This is a genomic window from Amphritea sp. (assembly GCF_048266285.1).
Taxonomy (GTDB): Bacteria; Pseudomonadota; Gammaproteobacteria; order Pseudomonadales; family Balneatricaceae; genus Amphritea.
Map to the genome: position 1 here is coordinate 100,255 of NZ_JBLWZV010000004.1, position 14,209 is coordinate 114,463.

Annotated in this window: 15 protein-coding genes; 4 read left to right on the forward strand and 11 right to left on the reverse strand. The window is 47.2% G+C overall.

Annotated features, from left to right (window positions below; genetic code table 11):
- Positions 1-10 precede the first annotated feature (10 nt).
- Positions 11-886, reverse strand: coding sequence for a PhnD/SsuA/transferrin family substrate-binding protein (locus ACN0T0_RS07335; RefSeq protein WP_417224647.1), 876 nt, complete (start codon positions 884-886; stop codon positions 11-13).
- A gap of 645 nt (positions 887-1,531) precedes the next feature.
- Here ACN0T0_RS07335 and ACN0T0_RS07340 point away from each other — a divergent pair.
- Entirely contained in the window at positions 1,532-1,861 is a 330-nt protein-coding gene (locus tag ACN0T0_RS07340) for a hypothetical protein (RefSeq protein WP_417224649.1), read from the forward strand.
- 66 nt (positions 1,862-1,927) lie between these two features.
- On the opposite strand, the gene ACN0T0_RS07345 is transcribed toward ACN0T0_RS07340, so the two are convergent.
- The 10 genes from ACN0T0_RS07345 to ACN0T0_RS07390 form a co-directional block, all read right to left on the reverse strand.
- Positions 1,928-2,311 (reverse strand): c-type cytochrome, encoded by a 384-nt coding sequence (locus ACN0T0_RS07345; protein WP_417224651.1) that lies wholly within the window; start codon positions 2,309-2,311, stop codon positions 1,928-1,930.
- A 165-nt stretch (positions 2,312-2,476) separates the two neighbouring features.
- Complete coding sequence (locus ACN0T0_RS07350; RefSeq protein ID WP_417224653.1) at positions 2,477-3,982, reverse strand: fumarate hydratase; 1,506 nt, start codon at positions 3,980-3,982, stop codon at positions 2,477-2,479.
- Positions 3,983-4,215: 233 nt separating this feature from the next.
- Positions 4,216-5,043 carry a prenyltransferase gene (locus ACN0T0_RS07355; protein ID WP_417224655.1) on the reverse strand — a complete coding sequence of 276 codons (828 nt, stop codon included), beginning with the start codon at positions 5,041-5,043 and terminating at the stop codon, positions 4,216-4,218.
- A gap of 99 nt (positions 5,044-5,142) precedes the next feature.
- Positions 5,143-6,507: a tRNA 5-hydroxyuridine modification protein YegQ gene (gene yegQ / locus ACN0T0_RS07360; RefSeq protein WP_417224656.1), complete on the reverse strand. Its 1,365-nt coding sequence runs from the start codon at positions 6,505-6,507 to the stop codon at positions 5,143-5,145.
- A 37-nt stretch (positions 6,508-6,544) separates the two neighbouring features.
- Positions 6,545-7,105 carry an RNA 2',3'-cyclic phosphodiesterase gene (thpR, locus tag ACN0T0_RS07365; protein WP_417224658.1) on the reverse strand — a complete coding sequence of 187 codons (561 nt, stop codon included), beginning with the start codon at positions 7,103-7,105 and terminating at the stop codon, positions 6,545-6,547.
- A 100-nt stretch (positions 7,106-7,205) separates the two neighbouring features.
- Positions 7,206-7,814, reverse strand: coding sequence for a glutathione S-transferase family protein (locus ACN0T0_RS07370; RefSeq protein WP_417224660.1), 609 nt, complete (start codon positions 7,812-7,814; stop codon positions 7,206-7,208).
- Between the two features lie 30 nt (positions 7,815-7,844).
- Entirely contained in the window at positions 7,845-8,720 is an 876-nt protein-coding gene (locus tag ACN0T0_RS07375; RefSeq protein WP_417224662.1) for a hypothetical protein, read from the reverse strand.
- Positions 8,721-8,854: 134 nt separating this feature from the next.
- Complete coding sequence (groL, locus tag ACN0T0_RS07380) at positions 8,855-10,501, reverse strand: chaperonin GroEL (RefSeq protein ID WP_417224664.1); 1,647 nt, start codon at positions 10,499-10,501, stop codon at positions 8,855-8,857.
- Between the two features lie 58 nt (positions 10,502-10,559).
- Positions 10,560-10,853: a co-chaperone GroES gene (locus tag ACN0T0_RS07385; protein WP_126158479.1), complete on the reverse strand. Its 294-nt coding sequence runs from the start codon at positions 10,851-10,853 to the stop codon at positions 10,560-10,562.
- A 142-nt stretch (positions 10,854-10,995) separates the two neighbouring features.
- A complete protein-coding gene (locus tag ACN0T0_RS07390; protein WP_417224666.1) occupies positions 10,996-11,478 on the reverse strand; it encodes an FxsA family protein in 483 nt (160 codons plus the stop codon).
- Between the two features lie 486 nt (positions 11,479-11,964).
- On the opposite strand from ACN0T0_RS07390, the gene ACN0T0_RS07395 reads away from it, so the two are divergent.
- The 3 genes from ACN0T0_RS07395 (at position 11,965) to ACN0T0_RS07405 (ending at position 14,090) form a co-directional block, all read left to right on the forward strand.
- Positions 11,965-12,726, forward strand: coding sequence for an SDR family oxidoreductase (locus ACN0T0_RS07395; protein WP_417224668.1), 762 nt, complete (start codon positions 11,965-11,967; stop codon positions 12,724-12,726).
- 282 nt (positions 12,727-13,008) lie between these two features.
- Positions 13,009-13,458, forward strand: a complete 450-nt coding sequence (locus ACN0T0_RS07400; protein ID WP_417224670.1) for a hypothetical protein — start codon at positions 13,009-13,011, stop codon at positions 13,456-13,458.
- On the forward strand, positions 13,455-14,090 hold the full coding sequence (locus ACN0T0_RS07405) for a hypothetical protein (protein ID WP_417224672.1): 636 nt from the start codon (positions 13,455-13,457) through the stop codon (positions 14,088-14,090). Before ACN0T0_RS07400 ends, ACN0T0_RS07405 begins: the two co-directional genes overlap by 4 nt.
- Positions 14,091-14,209: the final 119 nt, after the last annotated feature.

Sequence of the window (14,209 nt, forward strand, 5' to 3'; positions counted from 1 at the left end):
CATTCGCAGGTCAGTAAGACTGATTAAAAAAACGTGGATTTTGGTCAATAGCTCTCCTTATAATCGCATAATCGGTATCATTTCCATCAACAAAACCATCTTTTTGTAGCGCTTCGAGCGCCATAGGATCTGAGATCTCAAGTAAGCTCGCTTTAAGCGCAGACACTATTCGCTCATCAAGGCCCGCGCGTGCTATCCAGGGTTTAGTCACATTATGAAAGGTGGCTAAAACCCGCAATGCCGCACCGTTATCGACTAGACGCTTATAGGTACTTTGTTTCAACGCTCCCGCATCGAATTGCCCGGAGGCGACCGCCGCACCGACTTTATCGTGCCGCCCGAGATACTCATAGTACGCAAGATCAGCCGCCTGTAACTGTTTTTCAAAGAGATACAACTGCACCAGATAGCGACCAATGGTGGAGCGTTCATCACCAAAAGCAAAACGCTTGCCTTTTAGATCGGCGACATCTTTGATCGAGCTATTTTCCGCCACCGCGATCACTCCACGAAAAAGCTTTTGCCCGTTTTTAGCTTCGAGCGCAAGAATGTGAATATCGGGTTGTAAACTCTTGGCCTTGATATAGGAGGCAGGACCTAGACGCGAAAAATCAACTTTTCCCGTACTGATATCATCAATACCACCGGCATAGGTGCTGGCGACTTGCAGTTTAATTTTCACCGGCTCACCGAGCGTCTTCGCCACAGAGCGTTCCAACAACTTAAGCAATGGCTTGAATGTCTTTACTACAACCGTGGGTTTATCTGCAGTATAAACACCGAAACTCAATTTGATCTCAGCAGAGGCCGGTGTGGCCCAGCAGAATGGCCCAAGCAACAGGGCGAAACTCAAACACTTAAAAATAGTCCGTTGGGATATATTCATCTCGCACCTGTTCGGATTAAAGCTCCCTATACCTGCACCACAATGACACTGAATAAACGATGAAAATGAGAGAACAACTTAAACTTAGGTCAATACAGTGCAAATGCAATTTGCGTCCCTTATCAGCAGCACTGATATTCCCCTTCTGCCTATACCATATGTTTTTATTTCTACACCCGCCACGCCAGTCATGAGCCAGCAGAGGCCTAAGACCTTCTTATTAAGAGAAATCTGTTGCCTAATAGCCAAGTGCAACACGCCAAAAACTCAACCGAGTAAGCGATACCAGACCGTCTTTTTATTTAAAAACAGATAAAAAACAAAGCGTTAATAGATCAAAATAAAATGGTTAAGCGAACTTATCGAGATATTCTATCGTCAGCTAGCGCGCGACAAAACTTACTACTTAAAATGGTGTATTAACGATCAACGACAACACCTAAGTCAGATTATCAGTCGAATCTAGCACTCGAACTTCAGCCGCTTGCCGTTTTCGACCCATCGCATATTCAGTTTAAAGTCATAATGCCGCTATATAGTAATGACAACCAATACCGGTAATACGTTGATTTTTGAATTCAGCATTTACCCAACTATTTCTGTCAACTATGGTATATAGGACAGTATTAACAGGGGAACCAGACTATGCCCAATAACCATGTGGCCAATCTTCTCAATACATTGGAAGAACAATCGACTGAAAAGCGTAAACGAGTTGATTGTAATTTTGCAATCAACGAAGAGGACAAACTTAAAGTACAGGCCTTAGCTGAGCTGTTTCACCTATCTGAAGAAGAACTGGTTGCCGAGCTACTACACACCGTGTTACTCGATGCCGAAGAAAAGATGCCATACCGGGCGGGTACTAAAATTATACGAATGGAGGAAGGTGATCCCGTGTACGAAGATGTCGGCCCGATGCCACGTTATATGGCGATAAAAAACCGCCTGAGCCAATCGACCAAGTGCGCCTAACACCTACCGAAACGGATCGATTTAAATGATAAAAAACAGCGGGAATCGCTCCCGCTGTACTGATGACTATAACGTCTTCAGATAGGCGATCAGATAATCCTGCTCGGCCAGATCGGTAATAGACACATGCCGCATGCGTGTGCCCGGTACCAATTTTGTATTGTCAGCCACCCACTGTCGCAGATTGCTTTCGGTCCAGGTGATACCAGACTTTTGCAACGCTTCTGAGTAAGCAAAACGGGGCAACGATGCTGCCTGTCTACCTACCACGCCGGTCAAGCTCGGGCCAAAAGCATTCTTGCTACTGTCAGCAGAGTGACAAGCCTGACAGCGTTTAAAAACCTCTGCACCGGCAGCAGCCATTGCCGCTTCATCTGCCTGCACAGAAGAGACCATCACACCGGCCATAGCGGCGGCAGATAGCAACTTAAGTATTACTTTCTTCATCATCAGGTACTCTCATCGTAATTTATACGGGTCTGAAAATTATACGATTGGAGAGTCCGTAATAACCTACTACTTGTGTGCCCTTTTTTAGCGACTAACGGCCTACTTTGCCACCTGACAGATACAAAAAACGCGGCCGAAGCCGCGTTTCATCATGCAGATTAAAGATCAGACCTGTTCGGCGATGATCTTCTTCCACTTAGCAGGGCCTGTGTTGTGAACCGAAATACCGTTCGAGTCTACAGCGACAGTAACCGGCATATCTTTCACTTCGAACTCATAGATCGCTTCCATACCCATCTCAGGGAATGCCAGCACCTTAGCACTGGTGATCGCTTTAGACACCAAATAAGCAGCACCGCCAACGGCCATCAGATAAACCGCTTTGTTATCACGAATAGCATCAATAGCCACCGGACCACGCTCGGATTTACCAATCATACCCAGCAGCCCAGTGCTTTCGATAATCTGACGAGTGAATTTATCCATCCGCGTCGCCGTTGTCGGACCTGCAGGCCCTACAATTTCGTCACGTACGGGGTCAACAGGACCCACGTAATAGATAAAGCGGCCTTTCAGATCAACCGGCAGAGTTTCACCGTTGTTAAGCATCTCGACCATACGCTTATGCGCAGCATCACGTCCGGTCAGCATTTTACCGTTCAACAGCACCGTTTCACCGGGCTCCCAACTCAAGACATCTTCAGGCGTCACGGTATCAAGATCGACGCGACGGGTGTTAGAACCCACTTCGAAGGTCACTTCAGGCCATTGATCAAGGCTTGGTGGCGTGAGTACCGCTGGGCCATTGCCGTTGAGTTTAAAGTGCGTATGACGGGTCGCCGCACAGTTCGGGATCATACACACCGGCAATGATGCCGCATGAGTTGGATAATCCATGATCTTCACATCCAATACGGTTGTCAGACCACCGAGTCCTTGAGCACCAATACCGAGACCGTTAACGGCATCCATGATTTCCAAACGTAGCTCTTCGACACGGTTTTGCGGGCCACGTTCACGCAGCTCATGGATATCGATAGGATCCATCAGAGATTCTTTCGCCATCACCGCCGCTTTTTCAGCGGTGCCGCCAATACCAATACCCAGCATGCCCGGCGGACACCAGCCAGCGCCCATGGTAGGTACAGTTTTCACGATCCAATCAACAATACTGTCCGATGGGTTCAGCATCACCATCTTAGATTTGTTTTCCGAACCGCCGCCTTTCGCTGCCACATGCACTTCAACTTCATCACCTTCAACGATTTCGTAATGAATCACCGCTGGCGTGTTGTCTTTAGTATTCTGACGCTTACCGGCAGGATCGGCCAAAATAGAGGCACGCAGTACGTTATCTGGATGCGTGTAAGCACGACGAACACCTTCGTTAACCATATCGGTAACGTTCATCTGCGCGTCCCAGGTCACGTTCATGCCGACTTTCAGGAACACCGTCACAATACCGGTATCCTGACAGATAGGACGTTTGCCTTCGGCACACATACGGGAGTTAATCAGGATTTGAGCCATCGCGTCTTTCGCCGCTGGGTTCTGTTCCTTCAGATAGGCTTCATGCACGCCTTGAATAAAATCAATCGGGTGGTAGTAGGAGATAAACTGCAGCGAATCTGCAATGCTACTGATGAAATCGTCTTGGCGAATTACGCTCATTATTGACTCCGCAATTTCAGGCTCTTGTCGAGGTTGAGGGCTCTCTGCGTAACCCTTAACAGTGTTGAGTAAAGTCGGTGGATAACACTAAACACCAGCTTTTTATTCGTTGTTCTGTACATCGTTCTATAAAGTTGCTGCGGAATTATACACTAATTTAATCCACAGGCGGTGCCCGGCCTTAGTATAAAACAGCGCACAGCAAACCTACCGAATTGACAAAATCGTGCGGTTTACAGACTCAGGCAATACAACAATCCAAATAGCATAAAAAACCGTCCGCTGGCCGGAGGTAGGGAAGCTCGACCGGCATCATCTTGTTGCTGTTTATATAATAGCCAGATCATCGGTAAACTCGCCAACCACCAGAAACCCGATATTGCCCCCAAGCTCCAGAGCACAGTCGCGATAACCATCACACTCGCCAGCAACGTCAGATATAACACTCGCGCACGGTGCAGGCCCAATCGAACCGTTAAAGTACGAATACCCTCTTGCTCATCACTGATGACATCCCGGATCTCATTGGCCAGCAACAACAGCGAACTGATCAAGCTGACCGGCACCGAACGCCAAAAGATCAGCCAATTGATCTCACCGGCGAGAATATAGTAACTGCCGCACACCATCAGCACACCCATCAGCCAAAACACTAACACCACCGCCAGTCCGCGGCGCTTAAAGTTAATCGGCTCGACGGTATAGCCCAGCGCTCCCGCTAAACCAACCAAGAGCAACGCTAATAAGCCCAGCCCCGCATAACTGATCAGATAGATACCCACCGCAGCCGCCACTAGTAGACAGCCTAATCCTAGCCTAAAATTGCGCACGATCTTTGCGCGCACAACCCTATCCGTCAGGTACTGCAGATCAGCATGATCATTAATCAGGTTAACGGAGGCTTGCAGCAACAATGCCCCTAAAAGAATAAGAGAGGCCACCGGATAACTAAATCCAGCGGTATCCGCCGCACTCACAATACCGACTAAACAAGTAATCAGTGCCACCGAAAAAGAAAAAGGGCGCAATGCTCGACCCAGTGAGTACTTATCGTATTTCATCAACCCCAACCGTACTCGAATAAACGATCATCAATGCTATAAAAAATAATGTAAAAAAAAGGTATCTCTAGATACCTTTTCATATCGCGGTGCCGTTATTTACTGACCACTTTCAAACTTAGGTGCATTCGGTAGATCCCGCATTAACAATGCATACTCCAGATCGACATCGATATCCAAGGGCAAACGCACTTTATGGCCAGAACCCGGCGCGCAATCCCGCACTTCACCCTTAAGGTTTTCGAGGTGTTCCAATTTGAATTTGCGATTACCCGAGGGGGTCATCAATTCCAGTGTGTCACCCACCATAAAGCGGTTCTTCACTTCGATATCCAGCGTACCCTTTTGCTTATCTTGACCAATCACCTCACCAACAAACTGCTGGTGCACCCCCACGGAGTTGCCGGTTTCATAGTTCTGATATTCATCGTGCACATGGCGACGATAAAAGCCTTCGGTATAACCCCGGTTCGCTAGGTTCTCTAAGGTATCCATCAAGCGCATATCAAACGGACGGCCCGCAACGGCATCATCAATCGCCTTACGGTAGGCCTGCGCGGTACGCGCCACATAATAATGGGACTTAGTCCGTCCTTCGATTTTAAGCGAGTGTATCCCCATCTCCGTCAGTCTGTGGACATGCTGAATTGCCCGCAGGTCTTTCGAGTTCATGATATAGGTGCCGTGTTCATCTTCAAACGCAGGCATAAACTCACCGGGACGAGTTTCTTCCTGCAGCAGGTACATTTTGTTGGTCGGTTCACCTTCACCCAGCGCCGGCTGTACTAGCGCTTCGTTCGGATCAAAATTCTGCACCGGGATCAAATCGCCATTGTCGCCTTGGGTGGCTTCATGTGCATCGTATTTCCAGCGACAGGAGTTCGTGCAGGTACCTTGGTTTGGATCACGATGATTGATATAACCGGATAACAAACAGCGGCCAGAATAGGCAATACAGAGTGAACCGTGAACAAATACTTCCAGTTCGATCTCAGGACACTTCTCGCGAATCTCAGCAATCTCATCGAGGGATAGTTCACGGGACATAATAATCCGTTCAATACCCGCCTGATGCCAAAACTTAACACTGGCCCAGTTCATGGTATTACTCTGCACAGACAGATGGATAGGCACATCCGGCCATTGCTCTTTGACCATCAAAATCAAACCGGGATCAGACATAATCAATGCATCCGGTCCCATCTCTATCACCGGGCGCAGATCATCAATGTAGGTTTTCAACTTACTGTTATGGGGCATAATGTTACTGGCCACATACAGTTTTTTACCCTGCCCGTGAGCGATTTCAATCCCCTCACGCAGGTTATCCAGATTAAAATCGTTATTACGCACCCGCAGACTATAACGAGGCTGACCGGCATAAACCGCGTCGGCGCCGTAAGCAAAGGCATACTTCATATTGCGCAGCGTTCCTGCTGGCGAGAGGAGTTCTGGTTTAAACATGATTCACTACGTTGATAATTTAGATTTTGCAGCTGGCTTAGGCCATGTCCTGCAGGGGAATTTCAAACAGCGGCGTATAAATAGAGCCCCGTTCGCCCGGTCTACTCTGAAACAGGATCACCGAATCAGCCAGACTAAAAAGATCCAATGACGGCCACTCTGGTGGCGGTACAAACTTATTTTTAGCGGGTAAGCGTCCAAGAGTGATATGTGGCTTAAAATCTTCCTCTTTAAACTCAATACCCGCTTCCAAAGCGATCTCCATCATCGCTCGGTTCAGACTATTCAGTTCTTCATCTTCCTCGCCCATCGCAGCAATCACCGAGAGCTGCTGGCTCACCGCGTAATAGCCGGCAGTATCGATATGCACCTGAAATGAACGCACCTCGGCTAATTTACTCCGGGCGATGCCTTCCAACTGATCGATCTGCACTAATGAGATCTCACCGAGGAAACAAAGCGTCAGATGATAAAACTCCGCATCGACCCAATTTACTTCAATCTGCTTGTCATACTGACACAGGGTATCAGCGTAATCTGCCAACCATCGAGCCACAGAACCCGGCAGGGCCAGCGCAAAAAATGCACGAATTTCCATTAAAGCGCTGTCTTCCTCGTCAAAAAATGACTGACTATTTTGCCCTTACAACATCGGGATCGCAATCACTAACCTGTATAAAAAAACGGCATTTTTTAACTTAGGCGCGTTGCATCACTTTTTGTTGTACGGGTAATCCCTGTATGTGTTCAATCCAACGAACCACCGCAGGATACGCCGAATAATCAAATCCTGCCATCTTTGGCCACGCCAATACCGCCGCACCATGAAAGTCGGCCACCGTCAGTTTATCGCCAACAAGGTAATCTTTGCCCTGCAGATGGCTTTCTAAGGTGGGTAAAAATCGTTTAAGTAACAGTGCCTGAGCATCAATCACCTGCTGATCGGGTTCGCCTTGGGCATACTTCACCGCCAACAATAACGCTAATGCCGGCACTTCAAGCTGGTTGCTAATATAAAGACTCCAGCGATAAAGGTCGGCTTCCTGTTCTAGGGTATCAACCCACAACAAACCCGCGCCATATTTACGCGCTAAATAAAACAAAATCGCCTGGCTTTCCCACAGAACCAAATCGCCATCGACTAAGGTTGGCAGCTTTCCAGTGGGGTTTAATGCAAGGTAATCGGCACTCTGGGTTGGCTCGCTGCGCGGCATCATGGCGATATGTTCATACTCCAGCCCTAACGTCTCGAGTGTGCACATCACCATGCAGGCGCGGGAATAAACACCCCCGTAAACTTTAATCATCACTTTTTCCTATGCTTAGCGGTGCAAGACTTACAGTTTCTCAACCTTCAACTGTAAGTTATTCAGTTTCTGGCGGATCTGCAGTAACTCATTATTCAACTGTAAACGCGAACCATCGATCGCTTTAACCGCTTGCTCATTTATCCGGACCCGCCGTTCAAGCCCAGCCGCACTGCCTTGATTGCTCTTCAACCCACTAACCTGTTGAGCCAAAGCGGATAAACTCTTGCCCTGCTCGGCCTGCTGACGCTCGAGCGACTCTGACAGTATCTGAAACTCGGTACTCAATGAAGCGACGCTCTGCTTGATAGCCGCAACCTGCTTCTGATTATCACTCTCTTTCGCCTCAACCGCCTTCAACTGTTTATCTAACTTAGCCAGATGCGCAGCCGTATCGCTGACCGCTTTAGTTTGCGTCTCAACCTGAGTCAACGCGGCCTTAAGCTGGGTCTCTAATTCGGCAATTTTGGGGGTATTACGTTGATGAGCAATCACCCACAACTTGGCGATCTCATCCTGTGTCTTCGCAACATCACCCGTCAGTTGAGTAAATTTCTGCTGTGTCGTCGTGGCTTGTTTCTCCACCTGACTCTGTAAGGTTTCACCGGTTTGCGCCGCGCTATTACCCGCCACCAAAAATAACTTCTGTAGTTCGACTATTTTTTGATCAACGCTGACCCGTTCAGCCTCAAGTGCCAACAACTGTTGATGCTGCAGAAAGCTCCAGTATCCTAGCCCACCTACCGCGATCACGAGCAGCAACATAATAAAATAGCCCAGAGCCCCCGACCCTTTTGTCTCACGATGCTGCGGCGATGCCGCCGGATGAACGCCCGGGTTGATATTCAGTTCTCGCTCCGCCGGACCAAAACTCGGTAACTCCAGATCTTTATCCTGATCACGCATGTAAAACTCTCTATAAGACCAATTTTTCAGTTCAGATCTGTCGATATTACACTATTCAGCCGTTTTTTTGCCAAAAGAAAAGCCCCGTGCAGAACACGGGGCTTTCTTCTAAGCGAGGCTTAAGTGGGGGAAAATTACATCATTCCGCCCATACCACCCATGCCGCCCATACCGCCCATATCAGGCATACCAGCGCCGCCTTCAGATGGCTCATCAGCAATCATCGCTTCAGTGGTAATCATCAGACCAGCAACGGATGCTGCAGCTTGCAGTGCAGAACGAGTTACTTTAGCTGGATCAAGAATACCCATCTCGATCATATCGCCGTATTCACCGGTAGCAGCATTGTAACCGAAGTTACCTGTACCTTTTTCACGAATGTTAGCAACGATCACTGAACCTTCTTCACCCGCGTTACCAACGATCTGACGCAGTGGCGCTTCGAGAGCACGGAAAGCTAGCTCGATACCAACAGTCTGATCATGGTTGTCGCCTTGCAGCGCGCCAACATTGTCCATTGCGCGGATCAGTGCAACACCGCCCCCAGGTACTACGCCTTCTTCAACGGCAGCACGAGTTGCATGCAGCGCATCTTCAACGCGAGCTTTCTTCTCTTTCATCTCAACTTCGGTAGCAGCACCGACTTTGATGACAGCAACACCGCCAGCCAATTTGGCCACACGCTCTTGCAGTTTTTCACGGTCGTAGTCAGAAGATGTTTCTTCCATCTGCGCACGAATTTGAGAAACACGCGCTTCAATGCCAGTATGATCGCCAACACCGTCAACAACAGTGGTGCTTTCTTTCGTGATTGTGACGCGCTTAGCCTGACCCAGTTGCTCAAGCGTTGCAGTATCCAGACTCAGACCAACCTCTTCAGAGATCACAGTACCGCCGGTCAAGATAGCAATATCTTCCAGCATCGCTTTACGACGATCGCCGAAGCCAGGCGCTTTAACCGCAGCGACTTTAACGATACCGCGCATGTTGTTAACAACCAATGTTGCCAACGCTTCGCCTTCAACATCTTCAGCAATAATCAGCAGCGGACGAGAAGTTTTAGCCACTTGCTCCAGAATCGGCAGCAGGTCACGGATGTTAGATACTTTTTTATCAACAATCAGCATGTATGGGCTTTCCAGCTCAACACTCATGCTTTCTTGGTTGTTGATGAAGTAAGGAGACAGGTAGCCACGATCGAACTGCATACCTTCAACGACGTCCAGTTCGTTTTCCAGACCGGAACCTTCTTCAACGGTAATAACACCTTCTTTACCAACTTTTTCCATCGCTTCAGCGATGATGTCACCCACGTGGGCGTCAGAGTTAGCAGAGATAGTACCGACCTGAGCGATCGCTTTACCATCAGCACAAGGAACAGACATCAGTCGCAGCTGCTCAACTACCGCAGCGGACGCTTTATCGATGCCGCGCTTCAGATCCATTGGGTTCATGCCAGCAGCAACAGACTTCAGGCCTTCGTTAACAATAGCCTGAGCCAGTACGGTTGCAGTAGTGGTGCCGTCACCGGCAACATCGTTGGCCTGGGAAGCAACTTCCTTAACCATCTGTGCGCCCATGTTTTCGAACTTATCTTTCAGCTCGATCTCTTTCGCAACAGATACGCCGTCTTTAGTGACAGTAGGAGCGCCGAATGCTTTGTCCAAAACAACGTTACGACCTTTAGGTCCTAATGTGGTTTTAACTGCATCAGCCAGAATGTTTACACCCGCTAGCATACGTACGCGAGCATCGTTACCAAACAGTACTTCTTTAGCCATTTTTAAAAATCCTGTGTCTAAAAAAATTCAATTAGAAATTCTTACCAGAAGCTTTAACTCAGCTTTCCAGTACACCGTAAATATCGCTTTCGTTCATGATCAGCAGTTCTTCACCATCAACTTTAACGGTGTTAGAACCTGCGTACTGACCAAACAGCACAGTGTCGCCAACCTTAACATCCAGAGCTTGGATCTCACCGGTACTGGTAATACGACCAGTCCCTACAGCAAGAACTTCACCCTGGTTAGGCTTTTCAGCAGCAGAACCTGGCAGCACAATACCACTGGCAGTAGTTGCTTCTTCTTCTTTACGGCGAACAACCACACGGTCGTGAAGCGGACGAATTTTCATTGAATCTCTCTCCTGATCCGTTGATCAAAAAAAGTCAGTTTTGTTTTATAAAGTGCAGCAACAAAGCGTTGCTACAAATCCTTGGATGACACACTAAGTGGGGGCGCCAAAAGACATTTCAACACCCAGAGTAAAAATATTTTTAGTCTTCGCGACGAAAATCACCATCAATAATATCGCCGGGCTTACCCGCATCCGAATGATGTGGCGGATACTGACGATGGTGCAGTGAATCGCCCATGTCAGGATTTTCCTGCCGGTGCGACATCGCCACAATGGTAAAACGACTCATGGCCTGACGCACAAGCCACTGACGGGTGAAGGGAATCAAACACAAAAAGCCAATCACGTCGGTAACAAACCCCGGTGTCAGCAATAAAGCACCGCCCACCGCCAGCACAATCCCTTCAACCATTTCATTACCGGGTACCTGCCCAGTATTCATCCGTTCCTGCGCCCGAGCGAGCGTAGACAATCCCTGATAGCGCAGCATGTTTACCCCGATAAACGCAGACAACAACACCAAGCCAACCGTATACCAGGCTCCGATCGCCTGACCGACATTAATCAGCACCGTGATTTCAATCACCGGGATAATAATAAAAAGCAGTAGAAGAAAGCGCATAATGCTCCAATCCTGTGTCCGCTAAGAGAAAAGAAAAGTAAGCCTTATCCCCTTGAGGACATCTTGAACTTACTTTCCACGATCCCTCAACAGCCCATCACAGATAAATAAATAGCCCCGATAGAAATTTTGCACAACATATAGGGCAATCAGAAAAAACACTGAACATTCAATATAGTTAGGGACTCTTGTGGTTTTTTCAACCCCATAAAAACCAATCGCATTCGCAGCATTACGACTAAAAAACTATATCAAAACGCACCTAAACCTGCATACTTTACAACTTGTCAAGCTGACAAATCGGCAAAAAAGGACAATAAATTAACATCACAAGTCATTGTTTATTATACACTTTAAGCAATTGACCGTTTAATCAGTAGACTTTTTTGCAGAAGCGTTATAAGTTCTTACCAAAGCATTTTGCATCGCACAAAATAGCCATAATAAAAAAGAAAATAAAATATAGAAGATAAGGTAGTAAAACTGATGGAACTGAAAGATAAAGTAATTGTTATTACCGGCGGCGGCCGCGGTCTGGGTCGTGCAATGGCACTGGAACTCGCAGAAAAAGGCGCAAAACTTGCCCTCGCCGATCTCGATCAGGAAGGTCTAGATGAAACTATTGGTCTGTGCATGGAGTTCGGTGTAGAAGCTCGAGGCTATATTGCCAACGTATCTGACGAAGATTCTGTTGTTAAACTGTTCAATGATGTTGCCGCCGACTTTGGTGCTATCAATGGACTGGTAAACAATGCGGGTATCACCCGTGATGGCCTGTTTATCAAGGTTAAAGAAGGTAAAGTTGTCAGCAAAATGAGCTTGGACAACTGGAACCTCGTAATGGATGTTAACCTGACCGGTACATTCCTGTGTGGTCGTGAAGCCGCAATCAAGATGATTGAACTGGGCAACGAAGGCTGCATCATCAACATCTCATCTATCTCACGCCACGGCAACATGGGCCAGACGAACTACACGGCCACTAAAGCCGGTGTACAAGCGATGGCTGTTACTTGGGCAAAAGAACTGGCCCGCTACGGCATCCGTGCGGCTTCTATTGCACCAGGCTTTATCGGTACCGAAATGGTATTGAGCATGAAACCTGAAGCACTGGCAAAAGTCGAATCGACTATCCCAGCTAAACGTCTAGGTAAGCCACAAGAGATCGCTAATACCGTTGCCTTCATCCTGCAGAACGACTATGTAAACGGTCGTTGCATCGAGGTCGACGGCGCACTACGTCTCTAATAGACGCCGTATACCACGTTAACAAAAGCCAGCAGCGATGCTGGCTTTTTTATGGTTTCATTTAATTACACTAACAACAATCAACCGGCAAAGTATAGATATCTCATAATCAACTCTCCAAAATGAGTAAAAATATCAACAACAATGCTGCCCTCCTCTTGTTCGTAATAATCCGATCAGGCTAATATCCCCCCCTCGAATGGAGGAGCTGTCAATCTAGGCACTCTTGCCTGACGAGCAACCTTTACAGCATCAACGTTCTATAAAATAAGGATATTTTTTATGCGACAATTCATCAAACCGTTCATTGCCGCTATCTTTGCGGTGTTAGTTACCGGCTGTTCAAACTCACAATTAATCTCTGATGTAGATCCCCAAGTCGATATCTCGCAAATGAAATCATTTCATGTGGTCAAGTTTGAAAAAGATAATCGAGGCATAGAAAAGCTGATCGCCAATCGTCTCAATAGCATGGGTTTGCAAGCGACTTCTGGAACAAATGCAACGCCACCCCAACCGACACAGGTCATTGTTGAATATCGAGATAAGTGGATGTGGGATATAACGATGTATATGCTCGAACTGAATATCAATTTCAGAGATCCTGAGACTAACTATCAGTTCGCTACAGGAAGATCATATCGAACCTCATTGGTTAGAAAAAACCCGGAAGCCATGGTCGATGAAGTATTGACTGATATTTTCAGCAAAAACAAAGGAGTGTCCCAGTGAGACTGTGTAAGTATTCTATTGCCATTATATGTTTATCTATTTTAACGGGCTGTGCCGTAGGTAATAAATATGACTATCAACAAGCCGATATGTCTCTACCAATAAAGGGAACCGCGAAAGTCGGCCTTGGCGTTATCGATAACCGAAGCTATGTTATCAACGGCGATAAAACCGCTAATTTCATTGGCCTTCAACGGGGAGGTTTTGGTAATCCATTCGAGGTAACAACCCTTAGTGGCAAACCTCTAACTAACGATATGTCAGATGCGTTGACCCGCTCTCTCGAAAAATCAGGTTTCCAAGTTAACAAGCTCTACTTTTCCTCTCCAGATACATCGATGGTCGCCAGTGTTATCAAAAATAATGGGCAACAGAAAAATATAATTTTGACGGTCTCGGAATGGAAGACAGATGTCATGATGAGCATTGCTCTGATTTATGATCTTGTCTTGCAGGTAAAAGATAGTGAAGGCCGGGAAATAGCATCAGCATCGTCACGATCAGCAGGAAAGGAAAAGATTTCAGGGGCAGGCTTCGCTGGGCAAAACTCTCGCGTTGCCGTGTCGGCCTTCGAAACTAAGATATCTCGTTTGTTTAACCACCCTGACATCATCAAGGCATTGCAAGACTGATACTCTAAAAGTAGTTTTTAAAAAGGGACAGCATGTATGCTGTCCCTTTTTTATGCCTGAATATTTCTATTTCATCCGTGGACTTGACACCATACTTATAATCTTTCGCGAAAAGGCTT

What these genes read in the sequence shown, in the direction of transcription:
- yegQ (WP_417224656.1), bottom strand. Translation starts at nt 6,507, where the DNA reads ATGTTTAAACCAGAACTCCTCTCGCCAGCAGGAACGCTGCGCAATATG.
- ACN0T0_RS07335 (WP_417224647.1), bottom strand. Translation starts at nt 886, where the DNA reads ATGAATATATCCCAACGGACTATTTTTAAGTGTTTGAGTTTCGCCCTG.
- groL (WP_417224664.1), bottom strand. Translation starts at nt 10,501, where the DNA reads ATGGCTAAAGAAGTACTGTTTGGTAACGATGCTCGCGTACGTATGCTA.
- ACN0T0_RS07395 (WP_417224668.1), top strand. Translation starts at nt 11,965, where the DNA reads ATGGAACTGAAAGATAAAGTAATTGTTATTACCGGCGGCGGCCGCGGT.
- ACN0T0_RS07390 (WP_417224666.1), bottom strand. Translation starts at nt 11,478, where the DNA reads ATGCGCTTTCTTCTACTGCTTTTTATTATTATCCCGGTGATTGAAATC.
- ACN0T0_RS07385 (WP_126158479.1), bottom strand. Translation starts at nt 10,853, where the DNA reads ATGAAAATTCGTCCGCTTCACGACCGTGTGGTTGTTCGCCGTAAAGAA.
- thpR (WP_417224658.1), bottom strand. Translation starts at nt 7,105, where the DNA reads ATGGAAATTCGTGCATTTTTTGCGCTGGCCCTGCCGGGTTCTGTGGCT.
- ACN0T0_RS07355 (WP_417224655.1), bottom strand. Translation starts at nt 5,043, where the DNA reads ATGAAATACGATAAGTACTCACTGGGTCGAGCATTGCGCCCTTTTTCT.
- ACN0T0_RS07375 (WP_417224662.1), bottom strand. Translation starts at nt 8,720, where the DNA reads ATGCGTGATCAGGATAAAGATCTGGAGTTACCGAGTTTTGGTCCGGCG.
- ACN0T0_RS07400 (WP_417224670.1), top strand. Translation starts at nt 13,009, where the DNA reads ATGCGACAATTCATCAAACCGTTCATTGCCGCTATCTTTGCGGTGTTA.
- ACN0T0_RS07340 (WP_417224649.1), top strand. Translation starts at nt 1,532, where the DNA reads ATGCCCAATAACCATGTGGCCAATCTTCTCAATACATTGGAAGAACAA.
- ACN0T0_RS07370 (WP_417224660.1), bottom strand. Translation starts at nt 7,814, where the DNA reads ATGATTAAAGTTTACGGGGGTGTTTATTCCCGCGCCTGCATGGTGATG.
- ACN0T0_RS07350 (WP_417224653.1), bottom strand. Translation starts at nt 3,982, where the DNA reads ATGAGCGTAATTCGCCAAGACGATTTCATCAGTAGCATTGCAGATTCG.
- ACN0T0_RS07345 (WP_417224651.1), bottom strand. Translation starts at nt 2,311, where the DNA reads ATGATGAAGAAAGTAATACTTAAGTTGCTATCTGCCGCCGCTATGGCC.